This is a genomic window from Methanolobus bombayensis (assembly GCF_017873415.1).
Taxonomy (GTDB): Archaea; Halobacteriota; Methanosarcinia; order Methanosarcinales; family Methanosarcinaceae; genus Methanolobus; species Methanolobus bombayensis.
On the sequence record NZ_JAGGKD010000004.1, the window covers coordinates 57,315 to 72,795 of the forward strand.

16 protein-coding genes are annotated in these 15,481 nt (G+C 41.9%); 10 read left to right on the forward strand and 6 right to left on the reverse strand.

What is annotated here, in order from left to right:
* Nucleotides 1-40 precede the first annotated feature (40 nt).
* From J2746_RS05930 to J2746_RS05940, 3 genes are all read right to left on the reverse strand, one after another.
* A complete protein-coding gene (locus J2746_RS05930; RefSeq protein WP_209617717.1) occupies nucleotides 41-985 on the reverse strand; it encodes a calcium/sodium antiporter in 945 nt (314 codons plus the stop codon).
* A 118-nt stretch (nucleotides 986-1,103) separates the two neighbouring features.
* Nucleotides 1,104-1,739 carry a PEF-CTERM sorting domain-containing protein gene (locus J2746_RS05935; RefSeq protein WP_209617720.1) on the reverse strand — a complete coding sequence of 212 codons (636 nt, stop codon included), beginning with the start codon at nucleotides 1,737-1,739 and terminating at the stop codon, nucleotides 1,104-1,106.
* A 206-nt stretch (nucleotides 1,740-1,945) separates the two neighbouring features.
* Nucleotides 1,946-2,503, reverse strand: coding sequence for a VIT1/CCC1 transporter family protein (locus tag J2746_RS05940; RefSeq protein WP_245250012.1), 558 nt, complete (start codon nucleotides 2,501-2,503; stop codon nucleotides 1,946-1,948).
* A gap of 129 nt (nucleotides 2,504-2,632) precedes the next feature.
* Between J2746_RS05940 and J2746_RS05945 the strand changes: the two genes are divergently transcribed.
* The 6 genes from J2746_RS05945 to J2746_RS05970 all read left to right on the forward strand — a co-directional run bounded on the left by J2746_RS05945 (nucleotide 2,633) and on the right by J2746_RS05970 (nucleotide 7,840).
* Nucleotides 2,633-3,508, forward strand: a complete 876-nt coding sequence (locus J2746_RS05945; RefSeq protein ID WP_209618339.1) for a damage-control phosphatase ARMT1 family protein — start codon at nucleotides 2,633-2,635, stop codon at nucleotides 3,506-3,508.
* An 18-nt stretch (nucleotides 3,509-3,526) separates the two neighbouring features.
* Nucleotides 3,527-3,712, forward strand: coding sequence for a CooT family nickel-binding protein (locus J2746_RS05950; protein ID WP_209617723.1), 186 nt, complete (start codon nucleotides 3,527-3,529; stop codon nucleotides 3,710-3,712).
* A gap of 104 nt (nucleotides 3,713-3,816) precedes the next feature.
* A complete protein-coding gene (locus J2746_RS05955; protein ID WP_209617726.1) occupies nucleotides 3,817-4,824 on the forward strand; it encodes a type II glyceraldehyde-3-phosphate dehydrogenase in 1,008 nt (335 codons plus the stop codon).
* Nucleotides 4,825-4,839: 15 nt separating this feature from the next.
* Nucleotides 4,840-5,658: a bifunctional fructose-bisphosphatase/inositol-phosphate phosphatase gene (locus tag J2746_RS05960; RefSeq protein WP_209617729.1), complete on the forward strand. Its 819-nt coding sequence runs from the start codon at nucleotides 4,840-4,842 to the stop codon at nucleotides 5,656-5,658.
* Nucleotides 5,645-6,478 (forward strand): NAD(+)/NADH kinase, encoded by an 834-nt coding sequence (locus tag J2746_RS05965; RefSeq protein WP_209617732.1) that lies wholly within the window; start codon nucleotides 5,645-5,647, stop codon nucleotides 6,476-6,478. Before J2746_RS05960 ends, J2746_RS05965 begins: the two co-directional genes overlap by 14 nt.
* Nucleotides 6,479-6,667: 189 nt before the next feature.
* Nucleotides 6,668-7,840, forward strand: coding sequence for a homocitrate synthase family protein (locus tag J2746_RS05970; RefSeq protein WP_209617735.1), 1,173 nt, complete (start codon nucleotides 6,668-6,670; stop codon nucleotides 7,838-7,840).
* On the opposite strand, the gene J2746_RS05975 is transcribed toward J2746_RS05970, so the two are convergent.
* The 3 genes from J2746_RS05975 to J2746_RS05985 all read right to left on the reverse strand — a co-directional run bounded on the left by J2746_RS05975 (nucleotide 7,837) and on the right by J2746_RS05985 (nucleotide 9,938).
* Complete coding sequence (locus tag J2746_RS05975; protein ID WP_245250013.1) at nucleotides 7,837-8,424, reverse strand: TIGR00288 family NYN domain-containing protein; 588 nt, start codon at nucleotides 8,422-8,424, stop codon at nucleotides 7,837-7,839. The genes J2746_RS05970 and J2746_RS05975 overlap by 4 nt on opposite strands.
* A gap of 231 nt (nucleotides 8,425-8,655) precedes the next feature.
* Nucleotides 8,656-9,078, reverse strand: a complete 423-nt coding sequence (locus tag J2746_RS05980) for a hypothetical protein (protein ID WP_342451806.1) — start codon at nucleotides 9,076-9,078, stop codon at nucleotides 8,656-8,658.
* Nucleotides 9,075-9,938, reverse strand: coding sequence for a rhomboid family intramembrane serine protease (locus J2746_RS05985; protein ID WP_342451807.1), 864 nt, complete (start codon nucleotides 9,936-9,938; stop codon nucleotides 9,075-9,077). Before J2746_RS05985 ends, J2746_RS05980 begins: the two co-directional genes overlap by 4 nt.
* A 382-nt stretch (nucleotides 9,939-10,320) precedes the next feature.
* On the opposite strand from J2746_RS05985, the gene cdhA reads away from it, so the two are divergent.
* Genes cdhA through J2746_RS06005 form a run of 4 tightly spaced genes read left to right on the forward strand, consistent with a single transcriptional unit; the run spans nucleotide 10,321 to nucleotide 15,457 of the window.
* Nucleotides 10,321-12,732, forward strand: a complete 2,412-nt coding sequence (gene cdhA / locus J2746_RS05990) for a CO dehydrogenase/acetyl-CoA synthase complex subunit alpha (protein ID WP_209617741.1) — start codon at nucleotides 10,321-10,323, stop codon at nucleotides 12,730-12,732.
* On the forward strand, nucleotides 12,733-13,245 hold the full coding sequence (gene cdhB, locus J2746_RS05995) for a CO dehydrogenase/acetyl-CoA synthase complex subunit epsilon (protein ID WP_209617743.1): 513 nt from the start codon (nucleotides 12,733-12,735) through the stop codon (nucleotides 13,243-13,245).
* Between the two features lie 34 nt (nucleotides 13,246-13,279).
* On the forward strand, nucleotides 13,280-14,692 hold the full coding sequence (gene cdhC / locus J2746_RS06000; RefSeq protein ID WP_209617747.1) for a CO dehydrogenase/CO-methylating acetyl-CoA synthase complex subunit beta: 1,413 nt from the start codon (nucleotides 13,280-13,282) through the stop codon (nucleotides 14,690-14,692).
* A gap of 12 nt (nucleotides 14,693-14,704) precedes the next feature.
* The gene (locus J2746_RS06005) at nucleotides 14,705-15,457 is read left to right on the forward strand and encodes an ATP-binding protein (RefSeq protein ID WP_209617750.1); all 753 of its coding nucleotides are present in this window, start codon (nucleotides 14,705-14,707) and stop codon (nucleotides 15,455-15,457) included.
* Nucleotides 15,458-15,481: the final 24 nt, after the last annotated feature.

Here is a 15,481-nt window from a genome sequence, read left to right on the forward strand (position 1 = left end):
TGTCATTATTAAATGTATCGATTTGTCATTACATTTTTTATCAGTTGAAAAGTGTGAACAGGCCAGCTACATATCCTACATAAACTCCAAGTATTAGTCCTCCTTCCCATCTTTCAAGCTTCTTTCCGGTAATTCCGAATATTATCAGAATTATCATCAAAGCGATCATGAATGGAAAATCATATTCCAGGGATTGTGGGAGTATTGTAAGAGGTCTTATCTGTGAGGATGCACCAAGAATTAGTGCAATATCCATGGTGTTTGCTCCAAGTATATTCCCTATGGATATATCCTGATGTCCTTTAAGGGTAGCTGATACTGCGGTTATCAGTTCAGGTAAGGATGTTCCAAGGGCGACAAGTGTAAGGGCTATTATCATTTCAGGAATTTCAAGCCACTCTGCAATTGTTATACCGGCATCGACAAGGATGCGGCTACCTATTACAACAAGGAGTGCGCCGGCAATGAAAAGAAGAATATCTTTTTTTAAGTGACTGACAGGCACCTTTTCCCTGAGTTCGTCATTGCCGTCAAAAACAGCACGCTGGAGCCTGAAATTATAATACATAAACCCTACAAATATTATCAGCAGTAGCAGTCCGTCAAATGAAGAAATTACGCCATCATACGCTACAACTAACAGAAGCAGGGCAGAGCTCAGCATGAATCCACCCTTACGTGTAAATCCGTGAAGTTCAACAGGTATTGCTTTAATAGCAATGACCGTACCAAGCACAAGTCCGATGTTGCATATTGCCGAACCAACTGCATTTCCCACTGTCATTTCAACGTGGTCAAGATAGGCTGCCATGGCAGAAACAGTAAATTCCGGTGCTGTGGTTGCAAAACTTACAATGGTGGCACCTATGATTATTTTAGGGATACCACTTTTCTCTGAAATGCTTACAGCAGATTCAACAAACCAGTCTGCTCCTTTTGTGATCATCACAAGGCTTACCAACAATAATGCAACCGTTACAAGCATGAAGGTCAGTATATAATTCCATCTGATTTAAACATGAGTGAAAAAAGTATAAAATTGACAATAAAATAGTCTAAAAAAAAGAAAACAATAGTTTGTTTAACTATTGTTTTTATTATTTTCATTGCCTCTTTTTCCCATAGATCAGTGCGAGTCCCATGATGGCAAGCATCGGCATGGCAATAGTAGGAAATTCCGGGACTTCGTTATAATCTGAAGGTATTCGGCTATTGTCTCCACTTTTTTCTTCATTTGATGTAGGGTTTGTTGATGTTATAGCTCCGATTGCATCCATATCCGCACCTTCATATGAACTGCCAGTGTTAAGTCCTGTGTAGTCTACAATTTTAACATAGCTGTATTTTTCTTCGCAGTCTACTCCCTCAACAGTATCAATATCAAAGAAACATTTCTTGCCTCCGGTTCCTATTCTGATCCACTCATTCCCATCTGTGCTGATGAAGATCTCGACAAGTTCCTGAGCAGAATTCCCTACCTCGTAAACTACCAGATCATTCTGCTCATCACCTGAGCATTTAAGTGCATTGTCCGTAAATTTAACAACCACATATCCATAAGCTCCAAGACTTACAGATTTCCTGTCTGCAATTCCAAGTATCTTACTAATATTTCCGTCTGCTGCACCACCTTTCAACTGATATTCAACTATTTCATCTGCAAAAGAAGATTCTCCGGAAGGGAACTCCACTCCTCCGTAGGTTTGTCCCAATACCGGGCTTACCAGCATGCAGGACATGATCATAGCACTAACTACCAATAACAAATTTTTTCCGTGTTTAATAAGTAACCACCTTCTAAATTGTACCTGAAGCCAGTTGTTAATTTATACTGGCAAACGTGGTTACTGAACTATGTTGTTCATATACTTTACTAAATTATTCTATTATAATTCAAAATAAATCTAATATTTATCATAGAATATTTTCTTGGTATTGATTATTTTCACTCGAGTCCAAGAACTGTAACAGCTGTTACAATCATTATTCCCAATCCTACCATTCTTACAGAATGTTTGATCATACTCTGTTTTGCAAGTTTGCCGGAGTATACTCCAAGTATCGAAAGCACTGTGATACTCATAATGATTGCTACTTCCAGCATGTATTCATCCAGTAACATAAAAGGAAGTATCGGTACAAGTGATCCGCAAAAACTAGCTCCGCCATGGAAAAAGGAGTCACTCCAGATCTTTTTCTTAGTTTCCTGTTCAAGTTTCGTACTGTTCAGGCTGCGCATCAGGGGTTTTTCCAGCTCTGCAAGTTTACCGAATTCCACCGCGCTTTCTGCAAGGTAGGAACCTATTCCATTGGTAAGTGCCAGAGCGACAGCTCCACCAAGTGCAGCGTTTATTACTATAGTGGGATTATCAGATACATGGGAGGTTCCGATTACGACACCAAGGACGGCAAGTATCCCGTCGATACTACCTAGTATTATATATCTTCCATGTTCGGCTTTCAATTTCAGGCGTTTCCCATTGAGAATATTTATTCTGTTCATACTGACCTTCGGTTTTAATTCAGGTTAAATTATACACACAAAGCTTTTTTCTTTTTCGGGTATTAAGCAAGGTTAAGCTTATTGCAGATGATAAAAATACAGACCCGACAAGCTTACAGGAATGATCACATGAAAGTTCATCCAAGATGTTCATATTGCCTGCTCTCCCGGGTTCACCAGGAAGCGGAACTGTCAACTGATGACGAAGAACTCATAAACAAAGCAATTTCAGGCGGAATTGAGGTGCTTAATTCACTTTATGAGCCCGGGATGCCTGCGGCAGAGTTGTCCACTCCCATGCACAGAAAAGCTTATGAGATACTCAACGACAACGATCCATATAAGAGCATGAAAGAACTCAGCAGCAAGACCGCAGAGCGTTTTATGCCTGTTATTCGTTCCCATGTGTTCAATGATGACAAGGATGATGTTGCTACTTTTAAGCGTGCAGTACTTGCAGCCGTTATAGGTAACTATTTTGATTATGGTGTAATGGGTCTTGAAGTTCCGATTGACGTTTTTGATGAGACTTTCAAGGAGCATTTTCAGAGAGGTCTTGACATAGATGACACTGATCAGATGCTGGATAAACTCAGCAATGTGGTCTATCTGGCTGATAATTGCGGTGAAATTCTCATAGATACTCTTGTATTTGAGGCAATCGAAAAACTGGGTGGCAAAATTACCCTTGTTGTAAGGGGTGCACCAATACTGAACGATGTCACAATGGAAGAGATCGAAGAGCATGGTATTGCTGACAAAGTAGACCGTGTTCTTACAACAGGCTCAAATGCCATTGGTGTGCGATTTGAAGAAGCACCTCAGGAACTTAAAAGTGCAATGGATAATGCTTCACTAATTATAAGCAAAGGAATGGCAAATTACGAGACCCTGTCAGAAGAGAATTATAGGCCTATAGCATATTTACTTAAAGTAAAGTGCGATCCTGTGGGAGAGGATATAGGAGCACCAAAGGGCTGTTCAGTAGCCCGTTTATTTGAATGATCATTAGGGAGAGAAAATATGTGTGAACTAAAGGTAATCCTTGTTGACGGTAATAGTCGTGAGACAGTTATGGAATCTGTAACAAGACTTGTTGTTGATGGGGATTCGGTCACTACTTACGGTATATTCGGAGAGAGCGAAACCGTAAAGGGGTCTGTAAAAGAGATCAATTTTGGAACAGGTGAAGCTATACTTCACAAATGATTTTAATATACATAAAAGACATTGTATATTCAAGTGGATTTTGAATTTTTCACTCACAATTATGAGGTACTAATTAAAGGACGAAAAGATAGGAAGGAACTGATATGTCAAAAGTAAAAGTTGCAATAAATGGATATGGTACAATTGGTAAACGTGTTGCTGATGCTGTTACCGTGCAGGATGATATGGAAATAATAGGTGTTGCAAAAACAAGGCCAAACTACGAAGCTTTTGTTGCAAAGGACAAGGGATACGATGTTTACACCCTTGCTGACAGAGTTGACAGTATGAAGGAAGCAGGAATTCCTGCTGCAGGTACTGTTGACGATATGATTGCAAAAGCTGATGTCGTTGTTGACTGTACACCCGGTGGAATCGGAGAAAAGAACAAGGTACTGTATGAGAAAGCAGGTGTCAAGGCTATCTGGCAGGGTGGCGAAGACCACGAGCTTGCGGGTTGCTCGTTTAATGCAGAGGCAAACTACTCTGAAGCTCTCGGAAGAGATTTTGTGAGGGTTGTTTCCTGTAATACTACAGGTCTGTGCAGGGTAATTTACCCACTTGACCAGGAATATGGTGTAAAGAATGTAAGGGTCACTCTCATGAGAAGATCTGCTGATCCGAATGACATCAAGAAAGGCCCTATCAATGCTATCGTTCCAAACCCCATAACACTTCCTTCACACCACGGTCCTGATGTAAAGTCAGTCTTACCTCACATAAAAATAGCATCAACAGCTGTAAAGCTTCCAACAACACTGATGCATCTGCACACCCTTAACATTGAGATGGAAAAGGGATGCAGTTCTGAGGATGTCAAGGCATTGTTCGCAAAGCAGCCACGTGTTAGGATGATCAGCCAGGGTATCAGCTCAACAGCCGAGATCATGGAACTTGGAAAGGACATCGGTCGTCCAAGGGGCGATATGTGGGAGAACTGTATCTGGGAAGACTCCGTTACAATGTACGAAGGAGAACTCTACTTCTTCCAGGCCATTCATCAGGAATCCGATGTAATTCCGGAGAACATTGACGCTATCCGTGCCATGACAGAAATTGAAACAGATGGTGCAAAGTCCATAGCTAAGACCAACAAGGCAATGGGTCTTTAATTTTCTAAAAGTGTTATGCACTCAACGGATAATTTTCTCGTTCTTGGAGATAAAATAGCTGGGGCAGTGCATGAGGCTATAAAAGAGCTGGTCGGCAGTTCTGATGCCGGCCGGATTCTTTATACAGGGGCAGACGGAACCCCTACCAAATTAATAGATGATGCTGCCGAAAAAGCTATTTTTAAGGTCTTGAGCGAAGAGCACAGCTCTTTCAGGATCATAAGTGAGGAAGCTGGAGAGAAAATAATAGGAAAATCTCCGGATCTTACTTTAATAATAGATCCTATAGATGGCACATATAATGCTTCCGTTAACATTCCTTTTTACAGCCTATCACTTGCCATAACTTCAGCCGATCTTAATGACATAGTATTCGGATATGTACAGAACCTTGCCAATGGGGATACCTTTTATGCAGAAGCCTGTAAGGGTGCTTATTTTAATGGACAGGAATTAAGGCCTTCAGATAATACAGATGTACGCAAGCTCTGTGTCAGTGTTTATGGATACAGGAACAATATGCAAGCTGCTGCAAATATTTCAACGCATGTCCGGAGGACCAGATCTCTTGGGAGCGTGGCACTTGATCTGTGTTATGTTGCAGCAGGAAAAATTGATGCTTTTGCTGATGTCAGAGGTACAATGCGCATAACTGATATTGCAGCTGGCAAACTTATATTAGAGGAAGCTGGTGGGATTGTAACCAATGGAAACGGTGAATCTTTAAAGCTAGAAGACCAATTATTAAGCAGGGTTTGCGTGATAGCATCCAACGGACTTGTGCATGAGAGTATCTTAAAGCTTTCAGCAGGGGTAGCAAATGAAAGTAAGTAAAATAGGTATTGTGTCGCGATTTGACCAGCAGGATGCCCTTGATATGGTCAGGAAGATCTATGATGAGTTTAATTCAAAAGTGGAAATTTTCTTTTCACCAAAGACCGGGAAACATCTTGGTATTAAACAGAATTGTCTTCCAGTTGAGCAGATGAAGGAGGCGGGCGTACAGCTCATCATATCAGTTGGTGGTGATGGTACAGTGCTTCGTAACATTTCCAAGATGGACGAACCTCTCCCGGTTCTGGGCATAAATATGGGTACACTTGGTTTCCTTGTGGATGTTCCTCCTGAAGATGCTATAAAGGACATTGCTGATGTTCTTAAAGGTTTTAGTTATACGGAACGCTCACGCCTGAGCGTGCATCTGAACGGTAAACGATTGCAGGATGCAACAAATGAAATTGTTCTTATTACTGCAAGACCTGCCAAAATATTGACTTTCAGGATCACGGTTGATAATTCTGAAATAGAAGATATGAGGGCAGACGGAATTGTTGTTGCAACACCAACAGGTTCAACCGCATATTCAATGAGTGCCGGGGGTCCAATTGTGGACCCGAGGGTCAATGCATCCATTATTGTTCCTATAGCCCCTTTCAAACTTTCTGCAAGGCCATGGATAGTTCCCGGTGACAGCAATATCAAAGTGGAAATGACAATACCTGAAAAAGAAGCTGCACTTGTAATAGATGGTCAGCATTCCTATAATATGAAGGAAAATGACATTGTTACAGTTACAAGAGCTGAAAATCCTGCGAGATTTGTAAGCAGTTCTATAAATGGATTCTATGAAAAAGTTCAAAGTAAACTTTCATGAATGCAAAATTGCGCAACTCTTCATGTACTTGTATTTACACTAAAAATACATAAAATCAGCACAAAATTGCCTTCTATATTCATATAAACATTGCTCTTGAACATTTGTGGAAATAACGGGAAATATCTTAAAAAACCTAAAAGTTATATAATGTAACTGGAAATTCACAGCAAGCAAGGAGTCAGAAGCATGTCAGAAAATAAAGATTACTCAAGAAACAAGCTTATGGATTATTTGAATTTGCCATCTCTTGATATTGAGATATGTGATGTGACGCTCAGAGACGGTGAGCAGACACCTGGAGTGGTCTTTACAAGGGATGAAAAGATTGCCCTTGCAACAAAGCTTGACTCTGTAGGGGTTGAGATTATTGAAGCTGGTTTTCCTGTGGTTTCTGTTTCCGAAAAGGAAATTGTCAGGGAAATAGCCAATATGGGGCTCAATGCCAGAACATGCTGTCTTGCACGCTCAAAGGTAAGTGATGTGGAGACAGCTGTTGACTGTGATGTCGATTTTATCAGTATATTCATTGCAATGTCTGACCTTCATCTTAAGTATAAATACCACAAGAGCTGTGAAGAAATGTTCTCCTGTGCAATGGAGGCTGTCCAGTATGCAAAGGATCATGGCGTTGGCGTGAGGTTTGCTGCGGAAGATGGAAGCAGGACCGATGTTGAAGTACTCAAGAATGCTTTTAAGGCAGCTGAGGAATATAAGGTTGATTATGTAAGTATTGCCGATACTATCGGGATACTGAACCCAAGCAGTACTTACTATCTTGTAAGTGAGATTAAAAAGGTAGTTCATACTCCTGTATGCATACACTGTCATAATGACCTTGGCATGGCAACTGCAAATACTCTTGCAGCAGCAGAGGCAGGTGCAAAGCAGCTTCATACAACAGTTAATGCCATAGGTGAAAGGGCAGGCAATGCTTCACTTGAGGAAGTTCTTGTTGCCTTGAGAATTCAGTATGGCATCGAAAGGTATGATACTACAAAGCTTACAGAGCTTTCAAAAATGGTGAATGAATATTCAGGACTTAAGCCTGCTGTAAACAAGGCAATTGTGGGAGAACATACTTTCTCTCATGAATCCGGAATTCATGTTTGTGCTATTCTTGAGGAACCACGTACCTATGAGCTTTTCACCCCGGAAATGGTAGGTGGAAAACGTCATCTTATTGTAGGCAAACATACCGGTATGAAGGCATTGAAAGGTATTGTAAGGAATATGGGCTATGAACTTTCAAGCGAACAGTTCACAGTGCTTCTTGACAGGATAAAGAACTGTACTGAAACGAAACTCGGAATCTCCGCTGCAAAACTCGAGTCAATGATAAATGAAACAAAACAGCATTAATAATCTATCAATGCATCTTTTTTCCTTTTAGCATCGCTGATAGCGTCGCTGTCATGTACAACTCTTCCCTCTTCTTCGAAATGACTGTCATCGTAATAGTTCATTTCATCATTTTCAAGAACAATTACATAGTCAGCAGAGTTTCTGAGGGCTGTTGAAAAACCAGGCTCAACACCAAATATTATAGTTTCCTTTCCATGTTCGTTGGCTTTGTTCAGCAGTGGCTTAAAGTCTGCATCCCTTGTAACAAGAGCCATGGTATCAATTGTAGGGTTGTAGACAAGTTCCATTCCTTCAACGGCAAGTCTGACATCTACATCGCTTGAACATATAATAGGTTCAAAGCCGTTGTTCTCAATGGCTTCTACAAGCTTGTCAGATGCGTACTGGTTAAGAAATACTCTCCCAATTTTTACATTGCCGTATTCCTTAAGTACATCCCGGATCTCTTCCAGATTTACATTGAATTCTTTTCGTAGAACGTTCGGTCCATCTACAAGAAGTCCGATACTTCTTCTTCCTGTTTCTTTTTTTGTGCTAAGGTATTTGACTATTGAATTAAGTCCTGTTTTAACATTGGCCATGATGCCTCACTATGATTATGAATAATTATGGATAATTCTCGCCATCAGAATACTGTTGTTCGTTTGGTTTGATGCTTGTTATGGATATAAATATTATAATTGTTATTAATTAGGATAACAGCTAATATAATATAATGATTACTGAAATGATTTTTACGGTAATATGTAAAATATAAACATAATAAAATGCACAAATGTGTGTTATCCGTTTTCATTGCAGTGAACAGAATTCTAATGATCCATGATCTCTGCCAGATATTGCTGTTTGACACTTGCCCTTGTTCTTGATTCTTTATCCAGCATAAAGTAGTTTACAAACCTCCCACTAATTCTTTTCCTTGTAAAAAGGATTTCACCGCCATGTTTTATAAACGTATCCATTACTTTTTCGAACCGGGCTTTTTCCAGATCTGAAAGTTCTATAAGACTTTCACCATCAAGTAACCAATTGTAAACTCGGAGAAGTGTTATTTCTCTCACACGTTTCAGACCGTCTGTATCTTTAAAATCATTCACATAGACAGATCTTTTAAGTTCAGGTGACCAGCCTGCAAACTTTTCCTGCATATCGATAAATTGTATAGGTATAGTTTCACCTTCTTCAGGTCTTGGGAAAAGCCTGGCAAGGTGTGGGGCTGCAGCCAGCTGAATCACCTTCTATAATACATGTTGTCATAGTTATAGCGTATCTGTGCTCTTTTGATACGGCTTCCCATTAGTAGACCTACTAGAATACCACTGAGATGTGCAGTATGAGCTATCATGTCATTTGATCCCAGGAGTACGAAATCGAACAATGCAAAGAGTATCAGTGCATGTGTTATCTGCATTGGGATGAAGTAAACATATACCCTGATGTCAGGTGCTATTATTGCAAGGGATGCAAATACTCCCATTATTGCTCCGCTGGCTCCTACAACAGGTGTATAGGGACTGCTGCTTGTAATTGAGTATGCTATGGCAGCTACTAATCCTGCTGTGAAATATACATACAAGAAGATTTTCTTTCCAGCTCTCCTTTCCAGCTCAGGACCAAAGAAAAACAGTACTAACATATTGAAGAACAGATGGGCGAAACCTGAGTGAATAAACATATGAGTTACCAGTGTCCATGGCCGGGCAATCACAAAAGCAGGTACCAGCTGGAAAAACTGCATGTATCCGGGAACAAATATCTGTAGGATGAATGAAAAGATGCAAAGATATATTATAGCCATTGCCGGGCTGTTTTTCATTGAATATTTTATGTTACTTCCAACACCTTTCGCCGCACTTTTGGCTGCATATCTGGCAGTGTTCTTCAAGGCATCTTTGAAGATATCATCATTAACGCTGCCTCCGTAACCGGGATTCTCACTATATGATCCGTTCTTTTTGACCTGCTCGAGGCCCTCACATGCATGCTGCTCAGGAAGCCTGTGTCTGGAACAAAAAGTTTTTCCACAAAACCGACATCTGAATGGAATGTTTTCTTCTTTGCCGCAAATCCAGCATTTTTTGTCCAAATGATTCACCGTGATTTTAATGCTCCTTTATGGTAGACTGGCATTAAATAAAACGATTTCCGAAAAATACATGTTTAGAAGGCATTGATATTATCAAGAATAATCATGACAGTTGTCGGAACACTTATATGTTAAAATCGTGTATTTGTGTCATTTATTACTCATATGTACGTATTTATTGATTTCTGCAACCCTTTATGTGAAACATTGAAAAATTGGTCACAAATAATCATGATAGATTTCGGAAACTTTTTTATATAGGGTAGTGTTATTAGAACATCCCACATAACAGTTTCAAAAAATAGCATTAATCTAGTTGTAAATAATAATTGGTAATAATATAGTGTTTTTTCGTAGCACTTCTATATCTATAAAGGAGGACAAAACAAACATGAGCGACTTAGAAACTGGGCAGTTTTCTATCGATGATCTCGAGAACGTCCAGATTACAATTGGCAAGATCGTAGGCGCCATTGAGAAAAAAGCAAAGGAAGAAGGGGTTGAAGTAGGTCCTACTCCAAAACCAGGTATCTCAGGTCTTAGGGATTGGGACTACACGCTTTTGTCACGTTACCAACCGGTCTATACACCGGTATGTGATCAGTGTTGTTACTGTACTTTTGGTAAGTGTGACCTTTCAGGCAATAAGGAAGGTGCATGTGGTATCAACATGGAAGCACACCAGGCCCGTGAAACCCTTCTAAGGGTAATCACCGGTGCTGCAGCACATGCAGGACACGGACGTCATATTCTTCACCACCTTATTGATCTCTACGGTGAGGACCAACCAATAGAAGTAGGTCCTTCAAACCTGATCGCACCAAACACACAGGCTGTAACAGGTATCAAACCAGAGACACTCGGTGACCTTGAAGAAGTAATGGACTATGTTGAAGAGCAGCTCACACAATTGCTTGCGACAATCCACGCAGGTCAGGAAGGTGCAGCAATTGACTTTGAGTCAAAGATCCTTCACGGTGGTATGCTTGACCACGTAGGTATGGAAGTATCCGACCTTGCACAGATATCCTGTCTTGGAATGCCAAAGTCAGACCCTGAAGCTCCTCTTGTGGAGATCGGAATGGGTTGCATTGACTCAAGCAAGCCAGTGCTTGTTGTTATCGGTCACAACGTAGCTGGTGTTACTAACATTATGGATTACATACACGACCACGGTCTTGAGGACAAGATGGAACTTGCAGGACTTTGCTGTACTGCAATTGACATGACACGTTACCAGACAGACCAGGGCCAGAAACCACAGGCTAAGGTCATCGGTACACTTGCAAAAGAGCTCAAGATGATAAGGTCTGGTGTTCCTGATGTTATCGTTGTTGACGAGCAGTGTGTCAGGGCAGATGTTCTTGACGAAGCTAAGAAACTCTCAATTCCTGTAATTACAACAAATGAAAAGATCATGTATGGTCTTCGCAACAGGTCAGAAGACAGTGCTGCAGATATTATTGAAGACCTTTCAACCTTCAAAGAACCAGGAGCGCTAATTCTTGACTTCGATGTTCTCGGAGAAGTTGCACCTGAACTTACACTTAAAATGTCAAAGATACGCGAGGAAATGGGTATCAAGGCACTTCCAAGCGAGGAAGAGCTCCAGGAGCTTTCCGCAAAGTGTGTCCAGTGTGGCGCATGTGAAATGGACTGTCCTGACAACCTTCCGATCATGGAAGCAATGAGGGCTGGTGTTGACAAGGACTTCAGCAAATTTGAACATCTTCATGACAAGTGTATCGCATGTGGACGCTGTGACCAGGCATGTCCAAAGGATATCCCTGTACTTAATATGATAGAGAAGGCATCCCAGAAACTCATCCGTGAGGAGAAGGGCCTTATGCGTGCAGGAAGAGGTCAGATCAGTGACCCTGAGATCCGTGAAGAAGGTGTAAACCTTGTACTGGGAACAACACCAGGTATTGTTGCAATGGTAGGATGTTCCAACTATCCTGATGGGACAAAGGACCTCTATAAAGTAGCTGATGAGATGCTCAAGAGGAATTACATCGTTGTAATGTCAGGATGTTCCGCAATGGACCTTGGTATGTACAAGAACGAAGACGGTGAGACTCTCTATGAGAAGTATCCTGCAAAGTTCCTTGCCGGTAACCTCATTAACGTAGGTTCATGTGTCTCCAACTCACACATCACAGGAACAGCAATCAAGGTAGCTGCGATATTTGCACAGAGGAACGTTTCCGGTAACTACGAAGAGATTGCTGACTACATCACAAACCGTATAGGTGCTGTTGGTGTTGCATGGGGAGCATACTCCCAGAAGGCGGCATCCATTGCATCAGGATGTAACAGGCTCGGTATTCCTGTCGTTGTAGGACCGCACGGTTCAAAGTACAGAAGAGCACTCATTGGTAAGCCTTACCAGGAAGAGGACTGGAAGGTGTTTGATGCAAGAGATGGTTCAGAAATGCCAATTCCTGCAGCACCTGAGTTCCTGCTTACAACAGCAGAATCCATTGAAGAGTTGCTTCCAATGCTTGCAAAGAACTGTATCCGTCCATCCGACAACAACATGGGCAGGATGATCAAACTGACCCACTATATGGAACTCAGCCAGAAGTACCTTGGTCACATGCCAGAGGACTGGTATAAGTTTGTAAGGACAGAGACGGACCTTCCACTTGCAAAGCGTGAAGAGCTCCTCAAGATCCTTGAGGCAGACCATGGATGGGAAATAGACTGGAAACGCAAGAAGATTCTTTCAGGACCAACAATGAAATCTGAGGTTTCAGCCCAGCCTACAAACGTAAAGAGACTCTGCAAGGGGGAATGCTAAATGGTTGACACAACTAAAAATACCCAGATTTATGCAACATGGGGAAGGAAGGTAGCAAAACCTGTAAATCCAAATGTGGCAGGAAAGATGATCACCAAGGCAAAGAGACCTCTCATGGTGGTCGGTTCTGAGATATTAAAGGATGAGAAACTTGTAGAGAAGGCAATAGCTATAGCAAAGAAGGGTGTTCCGGTAGCAGCTACCGGACATTCCATCACCGCACTTGTTGACAAGGATATCGGTGCAAAATACATAAATGTCCACTCACTTGGACATTTCCTTGGTGACAAGAACTGGAGCGGTCTTGACGGACAGGGTCCTTATGACACAATTCTTTTCATCGGTCACAAAAAGTACTATCTTAACCAGGTGCTTGCCGGTATCAAGAACTTCACTGACCTGAAGACAATAGCAATCGAAAGAAACTTTATGCAGAATGCAACATTATCTTTCGGTAACCTCAAGCCTGAAGTGTACCTCGAAGCGCTTGATGAATTTATTGACAATTTATGATTTTATTTTAAGGTGACATTACGGAGAACTAATCATGGCAGATGAATTCCCTTTTGAAATATCTCCTATGTTTGAAGGAGAGAGGATTAGAAAAGACGGTATGTATGCAGAACTTGCAGGTCCTAAATCCAAAGGATTCGAACTTGTAAGGGCAGCAGACATGAGCGAGGTTGAAGATGGTAAGTTCACACTTATCGGTCCTGATATCTCAGACATGGAAGAAGGTTCCAGATACCCACTTGCAATGGTCTACAAGATCGCAGGAGAACTTGTAGAAGCTGACCTTGAGTCGATCGTCGAAAGAAGGAATCACGAATTCCAGAACTACATACAGGGTTTTATGCACCTGAACCAGAGAGACGATGTCTGGATGAGGGTAAGCAAGGATGCAGTTGAGAAGGGTATGACATCCTTCGAGTCTGTTGCAAAGGCAATCATGATGCTCTTTAAGAATGAACTTCCATTCATAGAGGCTGTCGAGGCTATCTACATCACAGATGAAGCTGAGATAGACAAGGAAATTGACAACGCAAGAGCAGTCTACAAGGCAAGGGACGACAGGACTCGTGACCTTCACGATGAGGATGTTGACACATTCTACGGATGTACTCTCTGTGCATCATTCGCTCCAACAAATGTATGTGTTGTTACTCCGGACAGGATCTCACTTTGTGGTGCTATCAACTGGTTTGACGGAAGGGCAGCTGCAAAGGTAGACCCTGAAGGTCCTCAGTTTGCAATTCCAAAAGGAGATGTAATTGACGCAGAATCCGGAGAATACACCGGAGTGAACGAAGCTGCGGAAAGATTGTCAAGCGGTGAATATGACCGTATCAAGCTCCACTCATTCTTCGAGTATCCACACACATCCTGCGGATGTTTCGAAGTGGTAGGTTTCTATATCCCTGAAGTAGACGGTATAGGATGGGTAGACAGAGACTTTGCAGGCACAGCACCAAACGGTCTCCAGTTCTCAACCATGGCAGGACAGACCGGTGGAGGTAAGCAGGTAGTAGGTTTCCTTGGAATCGGTGTCAATTACTTCCGTTCACCAAAGTTCATCGAAGCCGATGGTGGGTGGGACAGAGTTGTCTGGATGCCAAAGATGCTCAAGGACAAGGTTCTCAATGATATTCCTGAAGATATGCGTGACAAGGTCGCAACCGAAGAGGATGCAACTGATGTGGACAGCCTCAGAAACTTCCTCAAGGACAAGGAGCATCCAATCCTTGAAAGATGGGTAGAGGAAGAAGAGGAAGCACCGGAAGAGGAAGAAGCAACTGAAGCAGCTCCACAGGCCGGATTTGCTGCACCACAGATGCAGATGCCAGCTAATTTCATGCCATCCATGCCAATGACCGGTGGCAGTGGTTCCGGTGGCGTAAAGATCGTCCTTAAGAATGCTAAGGTAAGCATTGATAAGGTTATCATTAAGAAACAGGACTAAGAGAGGTCTTTTGTGGCTAAGATAATTGCAGTGACAGGTAAAGGCGGAACAGGGAAGACGGCAACGACCAGTCTTCTTATCCGCCACCTTACAAAGGGTGACAAAGTTGTCCTTGCCGTTGATGCGGACCCTGATACAAATCTCCCGGAGACTCTTGGATGTGATACCTCCAAGACAATTGGTGACATCAAAGAGTACATGCATGAGGAACGCGATAACCTTCCTCCTGACATTAACAAGGAATCCATATTGGAAGGAAAACTCTATGAGATTCTTGAAGAGATGCCAGGATATGACCTGCTGGTCATGGGAAGGCCAGAAGGTTCAGGATGTTACTGTTATGTTAACAACCTGCTTCGTGGTATCATGAACAAGCTCGTGACAAACTATGATGTACTCATCATCGATGCTGAAGCCGGTCTGGAACATTTCAGCAGGAAGATCTTCAGGAACGTCGATGATCTTGTAGTTGTTACGGATGGATCACGCAGAGGTCTTAGGACCGCTGAACGTATCAGGGAACTTGTTAACGAGCTGGAAACTGATGTTTCCAACATTTACGTTATTGCAAACAAGGTCACAGATGCAAACCGTGAGAGGATCTCCAGTACTGCTGAAGAACTCGGTCTTGAATTAATAGGGATGATCCCTGTGGACGAGATGATAGTAGACAGAGATCTCGCCGGGGAACCTTTATTTGATCTTCCTGACGATTCCATTGCAGTACAGGAAGTTGAAAGAATCTCTCAGAAACTTGGTTTGTGAAAAATATATCATATGGTGGAATGC

Bases quoted from the DNA above. Each gene is read 5' to 3' on its own strand.
- J2746_RS05930 (WP_209617717.1), bottom strand. From the start codon at position 985: ATGCTTGTAACGGTTGCATTATTGTTGGTAAGCCTTGTGATGATCACA.
- J2746_RS05935 (WP_209617720.1), bottom strand. From the start codon at position 1,739: ATGTCCTGCATGCTGGTAAGCCCGGTATTGGGACAAACCTACGGAGGA.
- J2746_RS05940 (WP_245250012.1), bottom strand. From the start codon at position 2,503: ATGAACAGAATAAATATTCTCAATGGGAAACGCCTGAAATTGAAAGCC.
- J2746_RS05945 (WP_209618339.1), top strand. From the start codon at position 2,633: ATGAAAGTTCATCCAAGATGTTCATATTGCCTGCTCTCCCGGGTTCAC.
- J2746_RS05950 (WP_209617723.1), top strand. From the start codon at position 3,527: ATGTGTGAACTAAAGGTAATCCTTGTTGACGGTAATAGTCGTGAGACA.
- J2746_RS05955 (WP_209617726.1), top strand. From the start codon at position 3,817: ATGTCAAAAGTAAAAGTTGCAATAAATGGATATGGTACAATTGGTAAA.
- J2746_RS05960 (WP_209617729.1), top strand. From the start codon at position 4,840: ATGCACTCAACGGATAATTTTCTCGTTCTTGGAGATAAAATAGCTGGG.
- J2746_RS05965 (WP_209617732.1), top strand. From the start codon at position 5,645: ATGAAAGTAAGTAAAATAGGTATTGTGTCGCGATTTGACCAGCAGGAT.
- J2746_RS05970 (WP_209617735.1), top strand. From the start codon at position 6,668: ATGTCAGAAAATAAAGATTACTCAAGAAACAAGCTTATGGATTATTTG.
- J2746_RS05975 (WP_245250013.1), bottom strand. From the start codon at position 8,424: ATGGCCAATGTTAAAACAGGACTTAATTCAATAGTCAAATACCTTAGC.
- cdhA (WP_209617741.1), top strand. From the start codon at position 10,321: ATGAGCGACTTAGAAACTGGGCAGTTTTCTATCGATGATCTCGAGAAC.
- cdhB (WP_209617743.1), top strand. From the start codon at position 12,733: ATGGTTGACACAACTAAAAATACCCAGATTTATGCAACATGGGGAAGG.
- cdhC (WP_209617747.1), top strand. From the start codon at position 13,280: ATGGCAGATGAATTCCCTTTTGAAATATCTCCTATGTTTGAAGGAGAG.